Origin of the sequence: Bifidobacterium avesanii, from assembly GCF_009299475.1 — a bacterium.
Taxonomy (GTDB): domain Bacteria; phylum Actinomycetota; class Actinomycetes; order Actinomycetales; family Bifidobacteriaceae; genus Bifidobacterium; species Bifidobacterium avesanii.
In genome coordinates, this window is record NZ_WBSN01000001.1 from 256,290 (window position 1) to 279,723 (window position 23,434).

Consider the following 23,434-nt stretch of genomic DNA (forward strand, 5'->3'; position numbering starts at 1 on the left):
CCAAACAAAACGACGGGAGGGGTTCCTCCGGAACGAAATCCGGAGGAACCCCTCCCGTATGCGTCAGACGCTAGCCGAAGCTAGCGGGCGAGCCGATCCGCGCGGGATCAGTAGCCCATGTCGGCGCCCTGGGCCGGGGCGGCGGTCTTGGGCTCCGGCTTGTTGGCGACCACGGCCTCGGTGGTCAGGAACAGGCCGGCGATGGAGGCGGCGTTCTGCAGCGCGGAACGGGTCACCTTGACCGGGTCGGTCACGCCGGCGGCGAGGAGGTCCTCGTAGGTGTCGGTCGCGGCGTTCAGGCCCTGGCCGTCGGGCAGGGAACGAACCTTGTCGATGACCACGTCACCGGACAGGCCGGCGTTCTCGGCGATCTGCTTGATCGGGGCCTCGATGGCGCGGAAGACGATGGAGGCGCCGGTGGCCTCGTCGCCCTCGAGCTTGACGTCCTTCTCGGCCTTCGCCGCGGCCTGGATGAGGGCCACGCCACCGCCGGGCAGCAGGCCTTCCTCAATGGCGGCCTTGGCGTTGCGCACGGCGTCCTCGATGCGGTGCTTGCGCTCCTTGGCCTCCACCTCGGTGGCGGCGCCGACCTTGATCACCGCAACGCCGCCGGCCAGCTTGGCCAGGCGCTCCTGCAGCTTCTCGCGGTCGTAGTCGGAGTCGGTGTTCTCGATCTCGGCGCGGATCTGGGCCACGCGGGCGTCGATGTCCTCCTTGGAGCCGGCGCCCTGCACGATGGTGGTCTCGTCCTTGGAGACGATGACCTTCTTGGCGTGGCCGAGCACGGACACGTCGACGGAGTCGAGCTTGAGGCCGAGCTCGTCGGACACCACCTGGGCGCCGGTGAGGATGGCCATATCCTGCAGCATGGCCTTGCGGCGGTCGCCGAAGCCCGGGGCCTTGACGGCGCAGGACTTGAAGGTGCCGCGGATGTTGTTCAGGATGAGGGTCGGCAGCGCCTCGCCGTCGACGTCCTCGGCGATGATCAGCAGCGGCTTGCCGGTCTTCATGACCAGCTCGGCGATGTGGACCACATCCTGCTGGCTGGAGACCTTGCCGGAGGTCAGGAGGATGTACGGATCCTCGAGCACGGCGGTCTGGTCGTCCTGGTTGGTGACGAAGTACGGGGCGATGTAGCCCTTGTCGAAGCGCATGCCCTCGGTGAACTCGAGGTCGAGGCCGAAGCGGTTGTTGTCCTCAACGGTCACGACGCCGTCCTGACCGACCTTGTCCAGCGCCTCGGCGATCTTCTCGCCGACTTCCGGATCAGCGGCGGAGATGGTCGCGGTGGCGGCGATCTGGTCCTTGGTCTCGACGTCCTTGGCGGCGGCGATGAGCTCCTTGACGATGGCGTCGGTGGCCTTCTCGATGCCGCGGCGCAGCGCGATCGGGTTGGAGCCGGCGGTCACGTTCTTCAGGCCTTCGTGCACGAGGGACTGGGCCAGCACGGTGGCGGTGGTGGTGCCGTCGCCGGCGACGTCGTCGGTCTTCTTGGCGACTTCCTTGACCAGCTCGGCGCCGATGCGCTCGTACGGATCCTCAAGGTCGATTTCCTTGGCGATGGAGACGCCATCGTTGGTGATGGTCGGGGCGCCGTAGGTCTTGTCGAGCACGACGTTGCGGCCCTTCGGGCCCAGCGTGACCTTGACGGTGTTGGCGAGCTTGTCGAGGCCCGCAAGCATTCCCTGGCGAGCTTCCTCGTCGTATGCAATGATCTTTGCCATCTGTGTTCCTCCAACATGGCTGTTGAGTGTGGTTCCACGTCGGGGCCCGGAGCGATGCGCCGGCCGTCAGCTGCCGGGCGTTATCACTCTCGCTCCCCGAGTGCTAACTGCGAGATTAGCACTCTCGACCGTCGAGTGCCAACATTGCGGCGCGCGAATACGCCGATAGCCAACATCGGCGGGCCGCGGAATACGTGCGACGGTGGGGAAACACAACGAAAAAAGGCCCCCGAGGGAGCCTTTTTCGAAAAACCGCCGAACGGTCAGTCCAGCTTGACGACCTTGGTCGCCTGCATGCCCTTGGGGCCGTGCTCGGCCTCGTAGCGGACGTGCTCGCCCTGGTCGAGAGTGCGGAATCCCTCGGACTGGATGGCGGAATAATGGACGAACACGTCCTCCCCGCCGTCGTCCGGGGTGATGAACCCGTACCCCTTCCCGGAGCTGAAGAACTTCACGGTACCCTGTGCCATATCGACTTCCTTCACTGCGCACCGATCCTTCACGCCACGGACGCACCCTTTACGCGCCCGTGCCCCTTCGGCGCCGCATCCATTGTAGATACGGGGCGAAAGGAAACGCCGACGCCGGGCCGCGGGCCGGAAGCCGAATGCGGGCCGCCGCTACTTCATGAGCACGGCGACGACCGGCGCGCTCACGGACGGGGACTGGGCCACGTTGTCGATGCCGAGCTGCTTGGCCACGTCCTCCGCGGTCGCCTTGTCGGTCTCGTTCTGGTACCAGACGGTGGACTCGTCCGGCAGGGTGGAGCGGTTCTTGGGGTTGTCCGCGCTGGCGTTGGAATAGCCGGCCTTCTTGAGCTTGCTCACGTTCTGCGCGCCGTAGCCGTTGCGGCCGACGCCGTTGATCACCAGAATCTCGCTGGACTTGTTCACGGTGGACGCGGCGGATGCGGAGGCCGAAGCCGAAGCAGAGGCCGAGGCCGTCGCGGAGGCGGTGGACGACGCGCTTTCGGACGCCGCGGCGGAGGACGACTGCGCGGCCAACGAAGACGCGGAGGACGGTGACTGGGAGGCGGCGGGCGAGGAGGCGGCCTCCGAGGTCGACACCGCGCCGCTCGCCACGCTCGTGGTCTGCGAGGCGGCGGGGGACGCCGAACGGAAGGCGTTGCCGGTCACGGCCCACACGACCAGACCGCACACGGCCGCCACCAGCAGCACGACGAGATACGGGGCCAGACGCGCGCCGACCGAACGCGGACCGCGGTGCACGCCGACCGGGCCGGCGGGCGGATTGTCGAATTCATCGGGCGTGTACGACGCTTGGGACATGCTCTCCTCCATTCACGACTACCGGCCAGTCTAGCGGCTGCGCTCCCCCGGGGTCCACTTCGGCTGCGTTTCCCCGCCGGTTCGCCCGCCGGGCTAGAGTGGGGCGCATGATCAAACCTCTGAGCGAACTCGTGGATCCGGGCTGGGCCAAGGCCCTCGCGGGCGTGGAGCCCGACATTCACCGCATGGGCGATTTCCTGCGCGGCGAGCTGCGCGCCGGACGTCCCTATCTGCCGGCGAGCCACAACATCCTGCGCGCGTTCACCATCCCGTTCGATTCGATCAAGGTGCTCATCGTGGGCCAGGACCCCTATCCCACGCCGGGCAACCCGGTGGGGCTGAGCTTCTGCGTGGCCCCCGACGTGCGGCCGCCCGCGAGTCTGGTGAACATCTATAAGGAGCTCACCGACGACCTTGGCGTGCCGATGCCGCCGAACGGCGACCTGACCCCGTGGACCAGGCGCGGCGTGATGCTGCTCAACAGGTGCCTGACGGTGGGCGTGGGCCAGCCCAACAGCCATGCCGGCAAGGGCTGGGAGACGGTCACCGACGAGGCGATCCGACAGCTCAACGCGCGCGTGGACGCCGACGGCAGGCCGAAGCCGCTCGTGGCGATCCTGTGGGGCAAGAAGGCGCAGACGCTCGAACCGCTGCTCACCCATGCGGCGCTCATCGAATCCGCGCATCCGAGCCCGATGTCCGCGCGCTACGGGTTCTTCGGCTCGAAGCCGTTCTCCCGCGCCAACGAGGCGCTCAGGGCCATGGGCGCGGAGCCGGTGGACTGGGATCTCACCCACCGCTGACCGAAGCCCCGCCGAGAGCTAAATCGGGGCAGGATCCGGGCGACGGTCAGCTTGCATGGCTACAGTGGTCGGCATGGCTTTATTCCCGAATGCACCCATTTCCGCCCCGCTGCCCCCGGTGCCGGCCGTTCCCGTGCCGTCGGACGGCGCGGTCGCCGCGCTCACCGCGCAGGACACGCAGCACGCCAGACAGCTGGCCGACCGCGTCCGCGCGCGCTTCGCCAAGACGCTCGTCGGGCAGGAGAAGCTGCGCGAGTCCCTGATCGTCACCATGGTGGCCGGCGGCCACATCCTCATCGAGTCGGTGCCCGGCCTCGCCAAGACGACGGCGGCGCAGACGCTCGCCACGTCCGTCTCCGGCACGTTCAAGCGCGTGCAGTGCACGCCGGACCTCATGCCTTCCGATCTGGTGGGCACGCAGGTCTTCGACTTCGCCTCGCAGAAGTTCGCCACCCAGATCGGCCCGATCCACGCCAACTTCGTGCTGCTCGACGAGATCAACCGCTCCAACGCGAAGACCCAGTCCGCCATGCTCGAGGCCATGGCGGAGGGCACCACCACGATCGGCGGCGAGCGCATCGCGCTGCCCAGGCCGTTCATGGTGATCGCCACGCAGAACCCCATCGAGGAGGAGGGCACGTACAACCTGCCCGAGGCGCAGATGGACCGCTTCACCATGAAGGCCGTCATGTCGTACCCGACCGCGGCCGAGGAGGCGAGCATGCTCAGGCTGCTCACCGGACGCGGCTCCGACACGCCGGACTTCAACGCGCTCGACCAGGACCGCATCTCCGTGCACGACGTGGAGTTCCTGCGCGCCGCGGCCCGCCGCGTCCACGTTTCCGACGCGATCATGGGCTATGCGGTCGATCTGGCGGCCACGACGCGCGGCGCGGGCACGCATCCGATCCAGGGGCTCGCCGCATCGGTGCGCCTCGGCGCCAGCCCGCGCGCCTCGATCGCGCTCACGCGCATCGGGCAGGCGAACGCCCTGCTCGCCGGCCGCGACTACGTGGTGCCCGAGGACATCAAGTCCTGGGCGCACGAGGTGCTGCGCCACCGCGTCATCCTCACCTTCGAGGCGCTGGCAGACGGCGTGAGCAGCGATCAGGTCATCGACGACGTCGTCAGGGCGGTTCCCGTTCCATGATCGGCCGTTCCGTGTCCGAACGGCCCGCGTCCCCGCCATCGCGTCCGGAACGCGCCGACGAGCATATCCGCAGGAAGATCGAGGCGCTGGGCCACAAGCTCGCGCTGCCGACCGTCGCCCGGGCGCTCGGCGTGCTGGAGGGCGAGCATTCGTCGCGCCGGCCCGGCGGCAGCGACGAGTTCATGGACATCCGCGTCTACGCCCCCGGCGAGGAGGCGCGCCTGATCGACTGGAAGACCAGCGCGCGGTCGGGCCGCCCGATGATCGTGGACAAGGAGCGGCGCGCCACGAGCCGCGTGTGGATGCTCATGGACGTGGGCCGCGAGATGACCGGCTCCTGCGCCGGCGGGGAGGCCGCATGGCAGGTGGCGGCGAACGCGCTGCGCATGTTCGCGACGCTGTCCCTGCGACGCTCCGACGACATCTCGCTGGTGCTCGGCAACGCCGCGTCGATCACGCGCGTGCCGTTCAACGGCGGCTTCGCCCGCTTCGAGCATGTGCTGGACAAGGCGATGGACCGCCGGTGGGACCAGCCCCGGCATCTGGACGCCCTGCTGGACTACGCGCGTCGCATCAAGGACCGCTCGTCCCTGCTGGTGATCGCCACCGACGAGACCGCGCTCAGGGACCGGCACATCGCGGCGATCCGCATGCTGGCGCAGACCCACCCGCTGGTGGTGGTGGACGTGGCGACGGTCAACCCGTTCGCCGCGAGACGGTCCGGCAGGCGCGTCGTGGACGCCCCGGACGGCCGCGTCCTGCCGGCTTTTCTGGCGAGTGCCGTCAGCGAGCGGGAGGTGGACACGCACCGCGAGTACCTCGCCGCGGCGCTGGAGCGCGAGCTGACGCGCTGCGGGTCCACCATGATCCGCGCCGACTCGAGCGAGGCCATGTTCGCGGTGTTCGTGAGGCTCGTCTCCACCGCCTCGCCGATGCGCGCGATGGGAGGTATGGCACGATGACCGTCGCTTTGGACGTTTCCTCGTTGTCCCCGCTGCCCTCAATGGGCATGCCGGTCTGGCTGGCCGTCGTCTGCGCGGCGTGCGCGGCGTTGTGCGTCGCCGCCGTCGTGGCCGCGGTTCTGGCGTTCCGCCCGTCCCGCAGGCCCGCTCCCCCGCGCGGCGCGCACATGACGGCGAGCGACGCGACGCGCTGGCACGGGCGCATCGACCGGGTCGTCGCCCGGCACGAGGCCGGCGAGCTGACGCGCGAGGAGGCCTTCGCCGAGCTTGCGGCGCTGGTGCGCGAATTCGCGTCGGACGCGACCGGCAGCGACATGAGCGCGCACACGCTGGCGGATTTCAGCCGCATGCCGCGCACGGACCGCAACGGCGGCGCCGTGGACCTGCTGCGGCAGACCGTGGCCGCGTTGTACCCGCCGGAGTTCGCCGACGAGCTGTCCAACGCGCAGGCCCGCTCGATCACCGTGGCGCAGGCCGCGGGCTGGGTGTCGAATCTTGTGGATAGGTGGCGTTGATGGGATTGTTGCAATGGCGATGGCCGTGGGCCATGCTGGCCGCCGTCGTGGCGCTCGCGGTGGTTCTCGTCGCGGTGCGCGCGGTCTGCGCGCGGCGCGAACGTCGCGAGCGGGAGCGCAGCGGGCATGCCGACGGCGTGGCGACGGTGTGGAGTCTGGACGACGATTTGGGCGGCGAGGCCGCGTCGCGTCTGATGCGCCGCTGGCGGTTGTGGAGCCGCGTGGGCGCGGGGCTGCTGGGCCTCGCGCTCGCCGTCGCGATCGTGCTGGCGGGACGTCCGGCCACCGTGGACGCGAATGCCGAACGCGGCGAATCGCGCGACATCGTGCTCTGCCTCGACGTGTCCGGCTCGGCGCTGCCGTACGACCGCGAGGTGATCGCCTCCTACCTGTCGCTGGTGGACCGTTTTCAGGGCGAGCGCATCGGCCTGAGCATCTTCAATTCCACGTCGCGCACGGTCTTCCCGCTCACCGACGACTACGACTTGGTCAAGTCGCAGCTGAGCGAGGCGAACGACCTGCTCAAGGGCGTGCAGACGCAGGACGACATCAACAACATGAGCGATCAGGACTACCAGAAGGTGTCCGACTGGCTGGCCGGCACCCAGAACCGCAAGCAGTCCACGAGCCTGATCGGCGACGGTCTGGTCAGCTGCGCCGCCATGCTGCCCGGCTTCTCCGCGACGGGCGACGCGTCGGCCGCGCAGGCGGCGGGCCGCAGCGCCTCCATCGTGCTCGCCACGGACAACGTGGTCTCCGGATCCCCCACGTACACGCTCGCCGAGGCGCTGGATCTGACGCACGAAGTGGGCATCACCGTGGACGGTCTGTTCTCCGGCCCGCAGCAGAGCGAGTCGGATCAGGCCACGCAGGAGATGAAGACGCTCATCGAGTCGCACGGCGGCGTGTTCCTCACGCAGCGCAACGGGGACTCGGTCAACGCCCTGGTGCGCGAGATCGAAAGCCGCCGCGCCGCCGAGGCCGACCAGCCCGAACGCTCCAGTCTGGTGGACGCGCCGGGATGGTTCTCGCTGGCGCTGGCCGTGCTGTTCCTGTGCTATCTGACCGTGGTTTGGAGGCTCAAGCGATGAACGACTTCACGTTCTCCCCGGCGCTCGGCTGGGTCGCCGGGCCGGTCGTCGCCGGCGTGCTGGTCGTGGCCGGCATCGCCTATGCGGTATGGTTCGCGCGGCATAGGGCGGACACGGACGCCGGCGCGGCCGCATGCGTGCGCCGCGTGCTCGCCGCGCTCGTGCTGGCCGCCATGGTCATGACGCCCGGCATGCGCGTGACGACGACAAGCCGCGCGGTGAACGCCACGGACGTGTTCATTGCCGTGGACGTGACCGGCTCCATGGCCGTGGACGACGCCAACTACGGCACGGACGCCGCCATGAGCCGTCTGAACGCCGCGCGGGCCGTGGTGCGCGACGTCACGCGGCTGTATCCGGACGCCAGCTACGCGGCGGTGAGCTTCGGCGTGACGGGCACGCTCGACGTGCCGCTCACGCCGGACGGACGCGCGATCGAGAACTGGGCGGCCACGCTGGCCACCGAGTCCACGGGCGTGTCCGCGGGCTCCAACCTCGACGCGCCGATCGACCGCCTGCTGGTCGCCGCCAAGGCGGCCAAGGACCAGCATCCCGACGACACCGTGGTGCTGTACCTCATCACCGACGGCGAGCAGACCAGCGGCAAGACGCGCCGCACGTTCTCCTCGCTGCGCATGGTCGTGGACGACGCGTTCGTCATCGGCGTGGGCTCCGCGCAGGGCGGCAACATCCCCGTGTCCGCCGACGCGGCGCAGGGCGCGCAAGCGGGCCAGTGGGTGATCGACCCCACGACCGGCCAGCCCGGCGTCTCCAAGCTCGACGAGGCCAACCTCACCGCCATCGCGGACGAGCTGAGCGGCACGTACGAGCATATGGACGCCACGCACACGCTGGAGTCCGGCGCGTCCGCGAAGACGTCCCGGCAGTACCGTCTCACCACGACGGCCAAGGAGCGCACGCGCATGGCGCCGGTCGTCTGGCCACTGGCGTTCGCGCTGCTGGCGCTGTTGATCTGGGAGGCCGGCGCGTGGCTGGCCACGTCGAGGAGGCTGATATGAGCAGACGCGACAAAGGCAACGGGAACGGTGGCGGAAGTGCAAAGGCCCGCGCCGGTCTGGGACTGCGCATCACGCTGATCACGCTCGCGACGGTGTTGGCGCTGGGCTCCGCATGGGCCGGAGCGAACATGCTGGCCGTGCGCGGCTACAACGCGGCCACGGCGTCGCTGGCGCGCAATCTTCAGGACGCCTCGCGCGACGACGCCGATCTGGACCGCCTCAACGCGGCGCAGCAGCAGACCGACGCGCAGTTCTCGGACGCCGGCATGCTGGGCGCCGTGCTGCTGCCGTCCGTCTCCAAGCCCATCGCCGCGAACGCCGAGGTCTCCCGGCAGTTGAGCGCGCTGATCGCCGACGCGCTGGCCAGGCAGCAGGGCGGATCGTCCTCCGATTCCGGGTCATCCGCCCAAAACGGCGGCGATGGGACGAACTCCGACAGCCAGCCGCAAGGCGAGCAGGGGCTGAGCGACGAACAGCAGAAGAAGGTGGACGAGCTGATCAGGCAGAACCAGCAGCTCGCCTCCGCCTCGCCCTCCCCCAGCTCGTCCACGACGACGTCTTCAGCCCCCAGCGAACAATCCACGGCCAAACCGTGGTGATTCCGGCGGTTTGACGCCGCCCGCGCACATTCGACCACAGGCCCTCGCGGAATGGACCCACGCGCGGCCTTGGTGTGCGATGGGTGGCATGAACACCACGATTGATCCACAGAACTGCCAATGCCATTTTCTCGCGCCGAAAACCCATGACGAGGTAAGACGCCTGCTGAGAGAAAGCCGGGAACGCCTCGACCGGGCCCAGATCGCTTCTGACTCCGCCCGCACCCTCCATTGGGAGGGCGCGGCGGGCGAGTACTACCGCGAAACACTGCGGGTGCTTTACTACGACGCCATGCGCGCCGGATTGTCCCTCGACGTGGTCCGGCAATTGGCATGGAGGTGAGCGCCGATGAACTGGCAGGTATCAACCACGATTTACGGCGGCCCCCAGCCCACGGAAGCCGATCTCGACTCGTTCACCGCCATCGCGGAATCCTTGGAGCGCGTGGCGCAGGACCTCGGCAACATGGCGTTCGCATGGCACAGCGGCGGCGAGGAATTCTCGCGTCAGGCGCAACTCATGCCGGGCTGCCCCTCGTCACGAGGTTTCCTCGAAGCGGGGCACACTTCCATCGACTATCCGGCGCTGGCGCTGAACGCCGAGGAGAGACGCAGGGAATTCACCGCTCTGTCGGACAGGTTCCGCGCATGCGGGGAACAGGTCGTCCGCACATACTCCCTGTATTCCGAGGCGGACAACATCGCCACCAGAATCATCAGCGAAAGCGTGCAGGGCATATACACGTTGCCGAAGAAATACAGCGCTCCCCTGTGGGCCTCCACCATCGGCATCATCGGCGGGACAATCGTGCTGGGAAGCATCCGGGAGGGGCATAAGGATCTTTCGTGGATGTCCTATGCGACTTCCGAGGCCCAGGAGGGACTCATCTCGGCAGCGGGGGCGCTGATCGGCGGCAACTTCTGGGAGCGTCTGCCCGGCGGCGGCGCGTTCTCCACCAATGAGGTCGGTGCGGGCGCCACCACGATCGGCGCGTGGACGGCGAAACTCGTGAACCTGTTTCAGGGCAACGAGCTGGAGGTCAAGCCCATGCACGTCACGAAGCCGTTTCTGGACGCGCCGCGCAACATTCAGGAGGCCATGGCGAACCTGTACCGGCTGGGCCAGGAGCGGCTCGGCAAAGGCGAGGGCGGCACCGGCCTCGACTACGGCACCATCGCCATCCAAAAGTTCCGCAACGCCGACGGGACCGTAAACTGGCTGGTGACCATCCCGGGCACGGATGGCATGCTGGATTCCCCATTCGGCTGGCTGCAGAACGTGGAGCTCATGAGCGACGATCCGGACATGCGCAGGGAGGCCGACAGCGCCCGCATGGTCGTCGAGGCGATGAGGCAGGCGGGCGTCGGCAAGGACGACGCGGTGACGATGATCGGCCATTCGCAGGGCGGCATCGTGGCGGCGACGGTCGCCTCCGATTTCAAGGACGACTACAACATCCGGCACATCGTCACCTGCGGCTCCCCCATAGCCAACCACCCCGTACCGGAACGAACATGGGTGACCAGCGTCGAGGATCAGGACGAGTTGGTCTCCAATCTGGACGGCGCCCGCAACCCCCTGCGGGACACCTGGCTGACGGTTCGCGGCGTCACCGTGCCGGGAGCCCCGGACCCGTCCGACCCATTCGCCTCCACCGCGGTCCCCGGCGCCGGAACCGGCCGGACGCTGACCCATGAGATGCCCTATCTTGCGGCGGCATTCGCCAATGCGACGATTCAGGACTCCAAACCGCTGAAAGCCCATGAAAGTCACTTCGACGGCCTGATCGCCGGAACGCTTGAGGAGACCACGTATTATCAAGGCCGCATGAGGCACAATCCGGGCGAGGATTTGAAGACGGCGGGATCGTTGGGCAAACAAGCCGGGCAAGCCGTCATCGAACACAAGATCGACCAGGCGCTGGGGCCGGTAAAGGAGTTTGCCAAGCGCGGAATCGCGGATAAGATCACGGAAATAGGCGACGACATAGTCGAGGGCGTGAAGGAGCGGATCGGCGAGGCATTGCGGTCGGTTCACGGCAGGAAGTAGTCTTGATGCCATGAATCTTACCGACATCACCCCCGCAATCGCACTGACCCCGCTCGACGGCCGCTATCATTCGGCCACCGCCCCGCTCGTGGAATACCTGAGCGAGCCGGCCCTGAACCGCGAACGCATGCGCGTCGAGGTCGAGTGGATGATCCTGCTGGCCAACGGCTTCGACGGCAACGGCAACAAGCCGGTCGTCGACGGCGTCCAGCCGTTCTCCGAGGAGGAGATCGCGTTCCTGCGCGCCATCCCGGAGAACTTCGGCGCCGAGGGCATCGCCCGCCACGCCGCGCACGAGGCCGTCACCCACCACGACGTGAAGGCCGTGGAGTACTACATCGACGACCAGATCGACCTCGCCGCCGGCGAACTCGGCGCGGACACGAAGCTCAACGATCGCATCAAGACGCTCGTGCACTTCGCCTGCACCTCCGAGGACATCAACAACCTGTCCATCGCGCGCTGCGTGAAGAACGCCATGGAGAAGGTCTGGACCCCGGCGTTCAAGGCGATCGTCGACCATCTGGCGGGCAAGGCCGAGGAGTACCGCGACATGCCGCTGCTCAGCCTCACCCACGGCCAGCCGGCCACGCCGACCACACTCGGCAAGGAGCTCGCCGTCTACGTGTACCGTCTGAACCGCCAGCTCAAGCACATCGAATCCCAGGAGTATCTGGGCAAGATCAACGGCGCCACCGGCACGTTCGGCGCGCATCTGGCCGCATGCCCGGACGTCGACTGGATCGCCGTGTCCCGCGAGTTCGTCACGAACCGCATGGGCCTGACCTGGAACCCGCTCACCACGCAGATCGAGAGCCACGACTGGCAGGCCGAGCTGTACTCGACCGTCTCGCACGCCAACCGCATCATGCACAACCTGTGCGTGGACGTGTGGATGTACATCTCCCGCGGCGTGTTCGCGCAGGTGCCGGTCAAGGGCGCCACCGGCTCATCCACCATGCCGCACAAGGTCAACCCGATCCGCTTCGAGAACGCCGAGGCGAACTTCGAGATCAGCTGCTCCCTGCTGGACACGCTGTCCGCCACGCTGGTCGAGTCCCGCTGGCAGCGCGACCTGACCGACTCCACCACCCAGCGCAACATCGGCTCCGCGCTCGGCTACAGCCTGCTCGCCCTGCACAACCTGCTCGGCGGCCTCGGTTCCATCCACCCGAACGCGCACGTCATCGAGCACGAGCTCGACACGAACTGGGAGGTGCTCGGCGAGCCCATCCAGACCGCCATGCGCGCCTGCGAGCTGCGTGGCCTGCCCGGCATGGACAAGCCGTACGAGAAGGTCAAGGAACTCATGCGCGGCCACGAGATCGGCAAGGAGGACGTGGAGCGGTTCATCGACCAGCAGTCCTTCGACCCCGAAACCGCCGCCCGCCTCAAGGCGCTCACGCCGGCCACCTACACCGGCGTCGCCTCCAAGCTCGTCGACTTCGCCCGCTGAGCCGAACCGTCGCAGCCAAACCGGTGCGGTGCATATATGGCCGTTGCTGACGATTCGGTGGTGATCTCGGACACGCCGCCGCGACGCGTCCGGGACTTCGGCGATCTGGTGCGTCTGGCGGCCAGCGTGATCGCCGGCGTCGCCGTCATGCTGGTCGCCGTCTTCCTGCGCGGCCTCGCCTCGGGCGTGGAGATGGACGTGCATTCGGCCAGCGCGCTGGTCTCCTGGCTGGGCGACCTGCCCACGCTCATGATCTCCCAGCTGGCCACGTTCCTCGTGCTGTTCAGCGTGCTCGTCCAGATCGCCATGGCCCGCGAATGGCGGCAGGCCGTCAGCTCCATGGTGGCGCTCGTGGCCGGCTACGCGCTGGCCGCCGGGGTTTCCGAACTCATCGTCCTCGCCGGCCCGCAGCCGCTGATCAACGGCCTGTGGTCGGTCACCAGCGGCAACGGCCCCCTGCTGCCGGACCTCTACGCCGGCATGGCGTCGTTCCTCACGGCGGCGGGACCCCGCCGGCTGCGCTCCACGGTCAAATGGGGATGGGACATCGTCTGCAGCGTGGCGGTCACGCTCGTCGTGCTGTCCACGAACTCGCTGAGCGGCGTGCTGCTGTCCTTCGCGATCGGACGCGCGGCGGGACTGTGCATCCGGCTCGCCGTGGGCACGCAGAACAAAGGCGCGTGGGGCTCGTCGATCGTCACGGCGCTGGCCGGGGTGGGTGTGACGGTCCGATCGCTCGCCAGACGCGGCGGGGACTCCCGCGATGCCAATGCCCGCACCGCTTCTCTCGCCGACGACTTGGTCGAATCGTCCCGCATCTACGACGTGCGCGATGAGAACGGGCGAAACTACGTGGTGTCCGTCTTGGACGCCCAGGCCTACACGTCCGGCTATCTGGCGCAGACGTGGCAGTGGATCAAGCTCGCCGCGGCGTCCGTGCACTCCGACCGTTCCGTGCGCGACGCGGTGCAGCACCATCAGGCGATGCTGCTTCTGCTGGGAAACGCCGGCCTTCAATCCATGAAGCCCTACGCGGTGGCCGAACAGTCCGAATCGGCGATGCTGGTGTTCGCCGCGAACTCCCCCACGCTCCGCCCGTTGGGCGCCCGCGACCCGAACGCGGTCACCGATGAACTCATGACGGGCTGGCTGCGATATCTGGACGCGGCGAACCGCCGCGGCGTCACCCACCGCCACATCACGCCCGACTGCCTGGCGCTGACCGGCGACGGCACGCCGGTGGTGGCCGGTTGGCAGACCGGAGACTCGGGGAGCATGCCGGCGAACGTGGCGATCGACCGCGTGCAGATGCTCGCGCTGCTCGCCTCCCTGACCGACGTGAACCGCACAATCGCCGCGGCCCGCACGGTGTGGGACGACGAGCTGCTCGTCGATCTGGTCCCGTTCGTGCAGCGCGTGGGCGTGCCCAAGGCCACGCGGGCGCTGTCGGGATGGAGCAAGCAGACGCTCGACGACCTGAGGAACGGCCTGCGCGCGCTGGCGCCCGAGGACGTGGCCGACACGCTGCCGCAGGTGACGATCAGCCGCTTCTCGCTCAAGTCGTTCCTCGCCACGGCGTTGCTGGCGGTGGCGCTCATGGTCATCGTCACCCAGCTCAACATGGAGCAGGTCATCTCCGCCGCGAGGAACGCCAACCCGTGGATGGCCGCTCTGAGCTTCGTGTTCGCGTGCCTGACGTGGGTGGCCTCCGGCGTGACGCTGGGCACGTTCATCGACCGCGACAGGCGCGACCCCGTGGGCATCCTCATGTCGCAGGCCGCCTCCAGCTTCGCCTCCGTGTCCATGCCTGCGGGCATGGGGCCGGCGTTCGTCAACCTGCAGTACCTGCGGCATCTGGGCTACAAGGGGCCGGTCGCCACGGCGATCATGACCGCGGTGGTGGCTTTTCAGGGCATCGTCACGTTCCTCATGATCGTGGTCATCGGCCTGTTCACCGGCCGCAGCACGTTCTCCGGCATGGTGCCTACGAACACGCTGGTGATCGTCATCGCCGCAGTGGTGGTGGCCGCCGCCGGGGCCATGGCGATCCCGCAGGTGCGCAGGCTGGTCGTGGACAAGCTGCTGCCGCTGGTCGCGGCATACGCACGGCAGTTGCTCGATCTGCTCACCCAGCCGAAGCAGCTCGTGGTGGGGCTGGTCAGCGCGTTCGTGCAGTGCATGTGCTTCGGCATGGCGTTCTGGGCGGCGCTCATGGCGTTCGGGTGGGAGTCGAACGTCTTCGAGACCTGCTTCGTCTTCCTCCTTGCCAATACGCTCGGTTCGGCAATACCCACGCCCGGCGGTCTGGGCGCGGTGGAGGCGGCGCTCATGGCCGGCTTCGCGGCCACGGGCGTGCCCTCGGCCGTGGCGCTGAGCGCGACGCTGGTCTACCGCCTCGCCACGTACTGGCTGCGCATCCCCCTGGGCGCGCTGGCGATGCAGTGGCTGGGCAAGCGCAACCTCATCTGACGGACGTTTCCGCGAAAATCCGCCAAAACACCCGGCGGATGTCCATAAAGGGCATCCGCGATCCGTCTGATGGGCGTTCGAGGTCCGTTCGATGCGTTTCCGGCGGCCCCGGAGCCGCAAAATATGCGAAAATCCCTTGAAAATGCAGTGTTTCCAAGGGGTTTGCGCTATTATCAATGATTGACCGATGGGTTCCCCGGTTCAAGACGGGAAGCCCCCGACAGAAGGAATGCTTCACCATGGCATACAACAAGTCTGATCTCGTTTCCAAGATCGCGCAGAAGTCGAACCTCACCAAGGCTCAGGCCGAGGCCGCCGTCAACGCTTTCCAGGACGTGTTCGTCGAGGCGCTGCAGTCCGGCGAGGGTCTGAAGCTCACCGGCCTGTTCTCCGCCGAGCGAGTCAAGCGCGCCGCCCGCACCGGCCGCAACCCGCGCACCGGCGAGACCATCAAGATCCCGGCCTCCTACGGCGTGCGCATCACCGCCGGCTCCCTGCTCAAGAAGGCCGTCACCGAGTGAACTGACGACTGACCGCACGACGCGGTCATCGGTGCGAACATTGCCGCCATGCGAAGGGGCCCTGACAACAACGTCAGGGCCCCTTCGCGTATCTGAAGCCGCCTCGGCGCGCCGTTTGCCGACCAATCCGCGGCGGCTATCCCACCGCCACGGCCGTGGACTCCCGTTCGACGAGCGTGCAGCCGACGGTGATCTGCACCGGCTGGAAATCGTCCTCGGGATGCTCGATGCGACGAATCAGCGTCTCCACCGACAGTCGCGCCTGTTCGGCGTTGCTGGTGTCGATGGTGCTCAGCGTGGGCGTGTAGTGGCGTCCCGCGTCGGTGGCGTCAAAGCCGATGACCGGAATGAAGCCGGCCGCCGATCCCGAGGCATTGGCGTCATGCAGCGCGTGCAGGGCGCCCAACGCCATATCGTCGGACATGCAGTATATGCCGTCAAAGTCCAGCCCCCGGCCGATGGCCTCGCGGACGGCACGGTATCCGCCATCGGCGTTCCACTCCCCGCCAAGGAACAGATTGGGGTCGGCCGCCAGCCGCGCCTCCTCCAAAGCGCCCACAATGCCCTCCATATGCCGGAAACGGCTGCGGATCCGCTCCTCGTCGTTTTCGGCACGGCGATATGTGGTGCCCACCACGAGGACGCGTTTGCATCCCCGTTCGATCAGATGGCCGACAGCCATCCGCGCGCCGCGTTCGCACGGGGTGAAGATCGTGTCGAACGCATTGTTGAGGAAGTGACCGTCGAGCAGCACGATCGGCTTGTTGTTGCTCAGCGTGTGCAGTTCGTCGGCGGACAGCGCGCCGGCGCTCATGATCATGCCGTCGCAGAACTGGTTCACCATGGACCGGATGATGGCCCGTTCGAGCTCCGGCTCGTTGCGCGCGGTCAGCGTCTGCTGCACCAGCGCCTGATAGCCATGCTTCAGCGCCTCGAGCGAAATCGCCCGGGCGAGTTCCGTCTGATGCGAGATGCCGAGGTCATGCACGGCCACGCCGATGATGCCGTTGCGTCCCGATCGCAGCCCCACGGCCGAAAGATTTTTCGTATAGTGCAGCTTCTCCACTGCATCCATCACGCGCCGACGCGTCGCCTCGCTGATCGTGTCCGCGCCTTTGAGCACGTACGACACGGTGGCGGCGCTGACGCCCGCCTCTCTCGCCACATCCTGTTGGGTCACCATAGTCCCTCCATACTACCGGCGCAGCCGACGAACGCCCCGGCGGAACCGCAGGACGACGCGCCGGCGCCCTCCATTGCGGCGCACCGCCATGCAATGCTATTATTTTAACGATTAAATATTTAACTGACAATCATCAGCGATGATGAATTCACACGATAAAGGATCGGCAGTCATGATCAATACCACACGGACCGAAGCCATTCTGGCGAGGGATTGGCGTTTTGCGCTGACCGCATCACCTGACGAACACCCGACGGACGACGCATGGCGGACCGTCGATCTGCCCCACGACTGGGTGATCAACCGCCCCGTCAGCCCCGACGCCCCTTGGGGCGCATGCATGGCATTCCGCCAATGGGAGGGCGTGGGCTGGTACGCCAAAACCGTGACGTTGCCCGTCAAAGGGCATGGGCGCCGCTATTGGCTGGACTTCGACGGCGTGCAGGAATGCGCGACCGTATACGTCAATGGCTGCAGGGTCGGCTATCAGGGGTATGGATACACGCCGTTCCGCCTCGAGGTGACCGACGCCGTACGTGAGGGCTGCAACGAGATTCTGGTGCGCGCGGACTTCACGCAGTCGCCCACGGACCGATGGTATTCGGGGGCGGGCATCGTGCGCACGGCGCGCTGGATCGAAACGCCGGCGCGCTGTCTGGACGAACGCGACGTGGTGGTTCGCCAGCACGTGGACCCCGAGCTTCGGCGCGCATCGCTGTCCGTCGATCCGGGACTGCCCGGACCGGCCGCGATCCAATTGCGTGACGACGGCGATGCGGTCGTCGCCCTCGCCCGGCGCGACGACGGCGACGACCCGCTGGACATCACGGTTCCCGACGCCCATCTGTGGAGCGCCGAGCATCCATATCTTTACAAGCTCACCGTCTCCCTGCCGGACTCGGGCGACGCCGTATCGATGCGCTTGGGGCTGCGGGACGTGGCGTTCGACGCCGACCGGGGCATGCTGGTCAACGGCGTGAAGACCATATTCAAGGGCGTGTGCCTGCATCAGGACATCGCCCCCGTCGGCGCAGCCGCCACGCCGGAGCTCTGGCGGGCGCGGCTGGAGTACCTCAAGCGCATGGGCTGCAACGGCCTTCGCCTCGCGCATCACATGTTCGCGCGCGAATTTCTGGATCTGGCGGACGCCATGGGCTTCTACGTGTACAGCGAACCGTTCGACAAGTGGCGTTCCGGCCATTATCTGCGCTTCTTCGAGACGGACTGGCGGCACGACCTCGACGCCATGTTCCGCCGCGACCGCAACCGCCCGAGCGTCGTGATGTGGGGCGTGGGCAACGAGGTGGAGGATCAGGGCAAATGGCCCATGGTCGCCACGCTGCGGCAACTGGTGGACGAGGCGCACCGCATGGACCCTACCCGTCCCATCGGATGCGCGATGAACCCGCACTTCCAATACGACGACGCCGACTACGGCGACCGCAACGACATGGACACCGTGTTCAACGAAGCGCCCAAAACCGGCGAGATCACCGATCCGGCGGAACGGGTCGAACACATCAAGCGCATTGCGGACGTAACCGATGTCATTGTGATGAACTACGCGGAACAATGGTATGGGCGCGTGCGCGAGGCGGTGCCCGGCAAGCCGATCTTCGGCTCGGAGACCTATCAGTGGTTCATGGGGCACGACGAGCAGCTGCAGAACTTCACGCAGGACAATCCGCAGCTGGTGCCGTGGCGGAACGACCGCCAGTGGGTGATCGGCGGGGCGATCTGGAGCGGCTACGACTATTTGGGCGAATCCATGGGCTGGCCGTCCAAGGGCTGGAGCGCCGCGCCCCTGCGCACGAACGGCGTCGAGCGCTTCAGCTTCGATCTGCTGCGCTCCTATTGGACGGACGAGCCCATGGTGAGCTTCGCCGTGCTCGACTATTCGCTGCCGGACGAGATGGTCAAGGAGCACTGGGACATGCCGCCCTACGTGAGGCACTGGGATTTCTCCCAGTTCCGCAGGGCGCTCATCCCCTATGCGATCGCCTCCAACTGCGAGGAGGTGCGCGTGTACGTCAACGGCAAGCGCTTCTATGTGCCGAGTCCGGCGCAGTGTCCGAACCGCCTCATTACGGGTTACCTGCCCTGGGCCCCGGGCGAGGTGGTCGTCGAGGGCCTCAACAATGGCACGGTGGCGTGCCGGGACGTGGTACGCACGCCGGGCAGGGCCGCGCAATTGGTCTGGTGGACCGACTCCCCGTCCGCATTGCCGGCCCGGCGCGGATATTGCGTCGCGCTCACGGCATGCGTCGCGGACGACGACGGCAACGAGGTCTTCCGCGCCGAACCGGAGGTGGGCTTCTCCGTCAGCGGCCCCGCGAGCATCGTCGCCGTGGACAACGGCGACCTCACCAACGACGAGCCCTATGACGGCCATACGGTGACCGCACACCAAGGCAAAGCCAGCGTATTTTTACGATTAAATGGTCAAGCCGGGCGTGTCGAAATCACTGCAAAATCCAACAATTTCAACGATTCTAGATGGGAAATCAGCGTCAATACCAATTGTTGACAGTTTCTTAATTTAAACGTAAAATCAAAATTGTTCATCGGTTGGCCGGCAGTGATGCGACCAACCTCATCACCGAAAACCGACACTGGAACATACGGTGGCATCAAACAAAGGAGTGACGATGAAGTGGACGTCGATGGGAAGGAAGGCGCTGGCGATCGCGGCCAGTGCGGCGATGATGACGGGAATGGCGGCATGCGGCAATGACGGCGGCCAGGCCGCCGCGGACCCCAATGCGAACGCCACCATCCGCGTGGCGTGGTGGGGATCCGACAGCCGCCTGAAGATCACGCAGGAGGTGATCGACAAATTCGAGGCATCCCATCCGAACATCAAGATCGAAGCGGAATACAGCGACTACAACGCCTATTTCGACAAGCTCAACGTGCAGCTCGCCGGCGGCGAGGCGCCCGATCTCATCCAGATAGGCGAGGATTTCCGCACGTATTCCGATCAGGGCCAGTTCCTCGATCTTGCCAACGTCTCCGGCCAGCTTGACCTCAGCGGGCTCACGGATTCCGTCAAGAAGATGGGACAGTCGGACGGCACCCAGTACCTGGCCCCGATGACCACCGGCATGCTCGCCGTGCTGGTGAACACCGATCTGCTCAAGCAGTACGGCGCGGAGATCCCCTCCGACACCGACACGTGGACATGGAAGGACTTCGAGGACTGGAACAGGGAGATCATCACCAAATCCGGCAACACCCTGCAGGGCCCCGGATTCCTCAACAACGGCTATGGTCTGGGCATCTGGGCGAGCCAACACGGTGAGGCGGCGCAGTGGGACGACTCCGGCGTGAAGGTCTCCGAACCGGTGCTGACCGAATTCTTCCAGAAGTTCAAGGATTGGACGGGCGAAGGCGGCGTGTCCGGTTCCGCCGACGTGTGGAGCGAGGGCATCAAGGCGTCCACCGATCAAAATCCGTTCTCCACCAAGAAGCAGGCCGTGACCATCGCCATGGCCAACCAAATCGACACCTTCGCCAAGGCCTCCGGTCAGACCATCGAGGCGCTGCCGCTGCCCAGCGACAACCAGAGCATCAAATGGATGACCCAGCAGCTGTCCATCGGCTGGACCATCAACGCGAAGACGAAGTACCCCGCGCAGACCGCCGAGTTCCTCAACTACATGCTCAACGACCCCGAGGCCACCGCCATTCTCGGCGCCGAGCGCGGCATCCCGGCCAACGACAAGGTCCGTCAGAACATCAAGGACAAGGTGAGCGAGAACAACAAGAAGGCGCTGGAGTTCACCTCCTCGATGGAACCGCGTCTCGCAGCCAACCCCAACCCGCTGACGCCGGCCGGCGCGAGGGACGCCAACAACATGGTGATGCGCTACGGCGAGGACGTGGCCTTCGGGCGCCTCTCCCCCGCCGACGCCGCCAAGCAGTTCACGGACGAGCTCAACGCCGCCATCCAGTCGGCGTGACGATCCTCCCCAACGGTCGAAGGGGCCCTGACAACAACGTCAGGGCCCCTTCGCGTGTCCGGATGGTTCCTAGCGAATCAGATTCAGTTCATCCCATCAGCGCCATGACCCGGCGCCACTCGTCGGTCGGCTCGGGGCTGAACGGGTCGAGCAGCTCGCAGTCGGCGCGGACGGGCAGCATGAGCGTCGCATGCGTCCAGTCGCACGACCACTGCGCGCCGGTTTCGAGCGCCTTGGCCACGAATGCGCCGCGCAGGGCGGCACGGGTGTCGGCGGGCGGCTCGGTCATCGCGCGGCGGACGGTGTCGGCGGACAGCAGCTCGCGCATGGCGTGGTGCGCGGTCAGGGAGCCGAACAGCCCGCCGTTGGCCACGTCGTGGTATTCCAGATCCAATTGCGCGAGACGCGCCGGGTCGAGGTCCGGGTGGCGGCGGCGCATGGCGTTGAACAGACGCAGCTTGGCGGCCCAGTCCACCCATCCGGCGAGCGACTCCCAGTCCCCCGCGGCGATGGCGTCGAGCGCCTGCTCCCACAATTCGAGCGCCTGTGCCGCGTCCGGCAGTATGGCGTCCATGTCGTCGGCGTGGTCGGCCACGAACCGCTGGGCGGCGGCCAGATAGACGCGTTGGATGTCCAGGGCGGTCCGTTCGCGCTCCACCGGCACGTCGTCGGCCAGGGCGAGCGGCGCGGAGCCGGTCACGTCGCGGCTCACGGTACGGATGGCGGCGCCGGGGTCGGCCAGCGCGCAGGAGGCGAACGGGGAGATGCCGCCGCGGCGCTGATGCTCCTCGATGACGCACAGCACCAGATGCGTGGTGGCGAGCTTCATCCACGTGGCGGCCTGCGAGCGGTTGGAGTCGCCGATGATGACATGCAGGCGGCGGAAACGGTCCGGGTCAGCGTGCGGTTCGTCGCGCGTGTTCACCATCGGGCGCGACCGAGTGGTGGCGCTGGAGACGGCGTCGTCGAGGAAGTCGGCGCGCTGGGTGATTTCAAAGCCGTCCGGCGTCCAGCGCCCGGCGCCGCTGAACAGCGGGCGGGTGACGAGGAACGGGATGAGCTCGCGCTCGATGGTCTTCAGGGACACGGACCGGCGCACCAGATAGTTCTCGTGGCATCCGAACGTGTGCCCGGAGGAATCCACGTTGTTCTTGAACACGTGGACGGCGGCGTGCTCGCCGTGCGTGCGACGCAGGCGCTCCTGCGCGTCCAGGGCGAGCCGGGCCATGATCCGCTCCCCCGCGGCGTCCTGCGCGAGCGCGTCCATGGGCGTGCGGGCCTCCGCGGTCGCGTACTCGGGGTGCGAACCGACGTCGAGGTAGAGCCTCGACCCGTTGGCGAGGTACGTGTTGGTGGACCGGGCGCGCGAGACGACCGGCTGGAACATCATCATGGCGACCTGACCGGCGTCGCACGGCTGTTCGGTGCCGGTGACGCTCACGCCGTATTCGGTCTCGACGCCGAAGATGCGCGAAAAGTCATGGTCGTGCTCGTGCCCGCCGGACCGTTCGCCGGCGTCATTGCGCTCGACGCGCAGCTGGGGCATCACTCGCCGCCTTTTTGCACGAAGCGGTTCACATACTCCTCGGCGTTGGTCTCCAGCGTGGATTCAATGTCGTCGAGCAGGGCGTCCAGATCGTCCACCTGCGCGTCCGTCTGCGGGGCGACGCGCGCGGTCTCCTCCTGACGCGTCTCCTCGGCGCCGTTCGTTTGCCCTTGTTCCCGCTGCTGCGGCATGACGTTCTCCTTCCAGAAGCAGTTTCGAAAGCAGTGCGTTCAGACGAGGTACTGCTGGATGTCCTTGGTGATCAGGCCGTTCGAGGCGAGCACGTCGTTGTCGCGGTTCCAGTGGATCTCGTCGCCGTTCCACTGGCTGAGCTTGCCCTGCGCCTCCCACACAACCACGGCGCCGGCGGCGACGGCCGGAATGTCCCACGAGTGGAGCATCGGCTCGAAGTAGGCGTCGTACGTGCCGTCCGCGACCTTGCACAGGTCGAGCGAGGCGGGGCCCACGCGCTTGATGTCCGCGGGCTTGCCGGCGGAGATGGCGGACACCGTGCGCAGCGCGCGCTCTGACTCCTTGGCGAAGTACGACATGCCGAAGCTCACCACCGCGCCGTCGAGCGAGGGCGTGACGGAGGGGACGGCCTTCTCGCGCTTTTCGCCGATCGGGGTCTTGCGGATGCGGATCGCGCCGTTGCCGCGCGCCGCCACGTAGGTCAGGCCCAGCGCGGGGGCGTGCACCACGCCCACGATCGGCTTGCCCTCGCCCTTTTCGTCCACCTCGAACAGGGAGATGGTGACGGTCCATTCGGACATGTTGCGCACGTAGTTGATGACGCCGTCGATGTGGCCGACGCACCAGTAGCGTCCGCCGGGCTTGAGGTTGCCGGACTCGTCCTCCCAGAAGCCGTCGTAGGGGGCCACGTGGGTGAGCCGGTTGCGCACGAAGCGGATGAGCAGGTCGTCCACCTCGGCGGTGAACTGCTCGCGCTTGGCGGGACGGTACATCATCTTGAGGTCGTGCGGATTCATCTGCTCCTGCAGCGCGTGCTTGCCAGCCTCCATGGCGACGTCCGCCGCCCGCAGTGCCAGTTCACGACATTCCATGTGTTCGCGCTCCTTTGTCTTCCGTGTTCGT

21 protein-coding genes are annotated in these 23,434 nt (G+C 67.1%); 14 read left to right on the forward strand and 7 right to left on the reverse strand.

The features are described from left to right. Positions 1–107: 107 nt before the first annotated feature. The 3 genes from groL to DSM100685_RS01185 all read right to left on the reverse strand — a co-directional run bounded on the left by groL (position 108) and on the right by DSM100685_RS01185 (position 3,013). Complete coding sequence (groL, locus tag DSM100685_RS01175; protein WP_152349537.1) at positions 108–1,724, reverse strand: chaperonin GroEL; 1,617 nt, start codon at positions 1,722–1,724, stop codon at positions 108–110. 263 nt (positions 1,725–1,987) lie between these two features. Continuing rightward, positions 1,988–2,194: a cold-shock protein gene (locus DSM100685_RS01180; RefSeq protein ID WP_152349538.1), complete on the reverse strand. Its 207-nt coding sequence runs from the start codon at positions 2,192–2,194 to the stop codon at positions 1,988–1,990. A 150-nt stretch (positions 2,195–2,344) separates the two neighbouring features. Beyond that, entirely contained in the window at positions 2,345–3,013 is a 669-nt protein-coding gene (locus tag DSM100685_RS01185; protein WP_239512580.1) for a LytR C-terminal domain-containing protein, read from the reverse strand. Positions 3,014–3,120: 107 nt separating this feature from the next. Here DSM100685_RS01185 and DSM100685_RS01190 point away from each other — a divergent pair, with 107 nt between their 5' ends. From DSM100685_RS01190 to DSM100685_RS01245, 12 genes are all read left to right on the forward strand, one after another. Further along, positions 3,121–3,816: a uracil-DNA glycosylase gene (locus tag DSM100685_RS01190; RefSeq protein ID WP_152349540.1), complete on the forward strand. Its 696-nt coding sequence runs from the start codon at positions 3,121–3,123 to the stop codon at positions 3,814–3,816. 73 nt (positions 3,817–3,889) lie between these two features. After that, positions 3,890–4,966: an AAA family ATPase gene (locus tag DSM100685_RS01195; RefSeq protein WP_163200784.1), complete on the forward strand. Its 1,077-nt coding sequence runs from the start codon at positions 3,890–3,892 to the stop codon at positions 4,964–4,966. Further along, entirely contained in the window at positions 4,963–5,928 is a 966-nt protein-coding gene (locus tag DSM100685_RS01200) for a DUF58 domain-containing protein (RefSeq protein ID WP_152349541.1), read from the forward strand. The genes DSM100685_RS01195 and DSM100685_RS01200 overlap by 4 nt, the downstream gene beginning before the upstream one ends. Then, positions 5,925–6,443: a hypothetical protein gene (locus DSM100685_RS01205; RefSeq protein ID WP_152349542.1), complete on the forward strand. Its 519-nt coding sequence runs from the start codon at positions 5,925–5,927 to the stop codon at positions 6,441–6,443. The genes DSM100685_RS01200 and DSM100685_RS01205 overlap by 4 nt, the downstream gene beginning before the upstream one ends. Next, positions 6,443–7,534: a vWA domain-containing protein gene (locus tag DSM100685_RS01210; protein ID WP_152349543.1), complete on the forward strand. Its 1,092-nt coding sequence runs from the start codon at positions 6,443–6,445 to the stop codon at positions 7,532–7,534. The genes DSM100685_RS01205 and DSM100685_RS01210 overlap by 1 nt, the downstream gene beginning before the upstream one ends. After that, positions 7,531–8,553 carry a vWA domain-containing protein gene (locus tag DSM100685_RS01215; RefSeq protein ID WP_152349544.1) on the forward strand — a complete coding sequence of 341 codons (1,023 nt, stop codon included), beginning with the start codon at positions 7,531–7,533 and terminating at the stop codon, positions 8,551–8,553. Before DSM100685_RS01210 ends, DSM100685_RS01215 begins: the two co-directional genes overlap by 4 nt. After that, positions 8,550–9,152: a DUF6466 family protein gene (locus DSM100685_RS01220; protein WP_152349545.1), complete on the forward strand. Its 603-nt coding sequence runs from the start codon at positions 8,550–8,552 to the stop codon at positions 9,150–9,152. Before DSM100685_RS01215 ends, DSM100685_RS01220 begins: the two co-directional genes overlap by 4 nt. Positions 9,153–9,240: 88 nt before the next feature. Then, complete coding sequence (locus DSM100685_RS01225; protein WP_152349546.1) at positions 9,241–9,495, forward strand: hypothetical protein; 255 nt, start codon at positions 9,241–9,243, stop codon at positions 9,493–9,495. Positions 9,496–9,501: 6 nt separating this feature from the next. After that, positions 9,502–11,202 (forward strand): alpha/beta fold hydrolase, encoded by a 1,701-nt coding sequence (locus tag DSM100685_RS01230; protein ID WP_152349547.1) that lies wholly within the window; start codon positions 9,502–9,504, stop codon positions 11,200–11,202. A gap of 10 nt (positions 11,203–11,212) precedes the next feature. Beyond that, entirely contained in the window at positions 11,213–12,658 is a 1,446-nt protein-coding gene (gene purB, locus DSM100685_RS01235) for an adenylosuccinate lyase (protein WP_152349548.1), read from the forward strand. A 36-nt stretch (positions 12,659–12,694) separates the two neighbouring features. Then, complete coding sequence (locus tag DSM100685_RS01240) at positions 12,695–15,127, forward strand: lysylphosphatidylglycerol synthase transmembrane domain-containing protein (protein ID WP_152349549.1); 2,433 nt, start codon at positions 12,695–12,697, stop codon at positions 15,125–15,127. A 239-nt stretch (positions 15,128–15,366) separates the two neighbouring features. Then, positions 15,367–15,648: an HU family DNA-binding protein gene (locus DSM100685_RS01245; RefSeq protein WP_150353261.1), complete on the forward strand. Its 282-nt coding sequence runs from the start codon at positions 15,367–15,369 to the stop codon at positions 15,646–15,648. A gap of 136 nt (positions 15,649–15,784) precedes the next feature. Here DSM100685_RS01245 and DSM100685_RS01250 read toward each other — a convergent pair whose 3' ends face one another. After that, positions 15,785–16,831 carry a LacI family DNA-binding transcriptional regulator gene (locus DSM100685_RS01250; protein WP_152349550.1) on the reverse strand — a complete coding sequence of 349 codons (1,047 nt, stop codon included), beginning with the start codon at positions 16,829–16,831 and terminating at the stop codon, positions 15,785–15,787. A 172-nt stretch (positions 16,832–17,003) separates the two neighbouring features. On the opposite strand from DSM100685_RS01250, the gene DSM100685_RS01255 reads away from it, so the two are divergent. Continuing rightward, positions 17,004–19,358, forward strand: coding sequence for a glycoside hydrolase family 2 TIM barrel-domain containing protein (locus DSM100685_RS01255; RefSeq protein WP_163200772.1), 2,355 nt, complete (start codon positions 17,004–17,006; stop codon positions 19,356–19,358). A 121-nt stretch (positions 19,359–19,479) separates the two neighbouring features. Then, positions 19,480–20,793, forward strand: a complete 1,314-nt coding sequence (locus DSM100685_RS01260; RefSeq protein WP_152349552.1) for an ABC transporter substrate-binding protein — start codon at positions 19,480–19,482, stop codon at positions 20,791–20,793. An 88-nt stretch (positions 20,794–20,881) separates the two neighbouring features. Here DSM100685_RS01260 and pafA read toward each other — a convergent pair whose 3' ends face one another. Genes pafA through DSM100685_RS01275 form a run of 3 tightly spaced genes read right to left on the reverse strand, consistent with a single transcriptional unit; the run spans position 20,882 to position 23,403 of the window. Next, positions 20,882–22,339 (reverse strand): Pup--protein ligase, encoded by a 1,458-nt coding sequence (pafA, locus tag DSM100685_RS01265; RefSeq protein WP_152349553.1) that lies wholly within the window; start codon positions 22,337–22,339, stop codon positions 20,882–20,884. Continuing rightward, positions 22,339–22,530 (reverse strand): ubiquitin-like protein Pup, encoded by a 192-nt coding sequence (locus DSM100685_RS01270; RefSeq protein WP_152349554.1) that lies wholly within the window; start codon positions 22,528–22,530, stop codon positions 22,339–22,341. The genes pafA and DSM100685_RS01270 overlap by 1 nt, the downstream gene beginning before the upstream one ends. Before the next feature lie 39 nt (positions 22,531–22,569). After that, a complete protein-coding gene (locus DSM100685_RS01275; protein ID WP_152349555.1) occupies positions 22,570–23,403 on the reverse strand; it encodes an inositol monophosphatase family protein in 834 nt (277 codons plus the stop codon). Positions 23,404–23,434 lie beyond the last annotated feature (31 nt).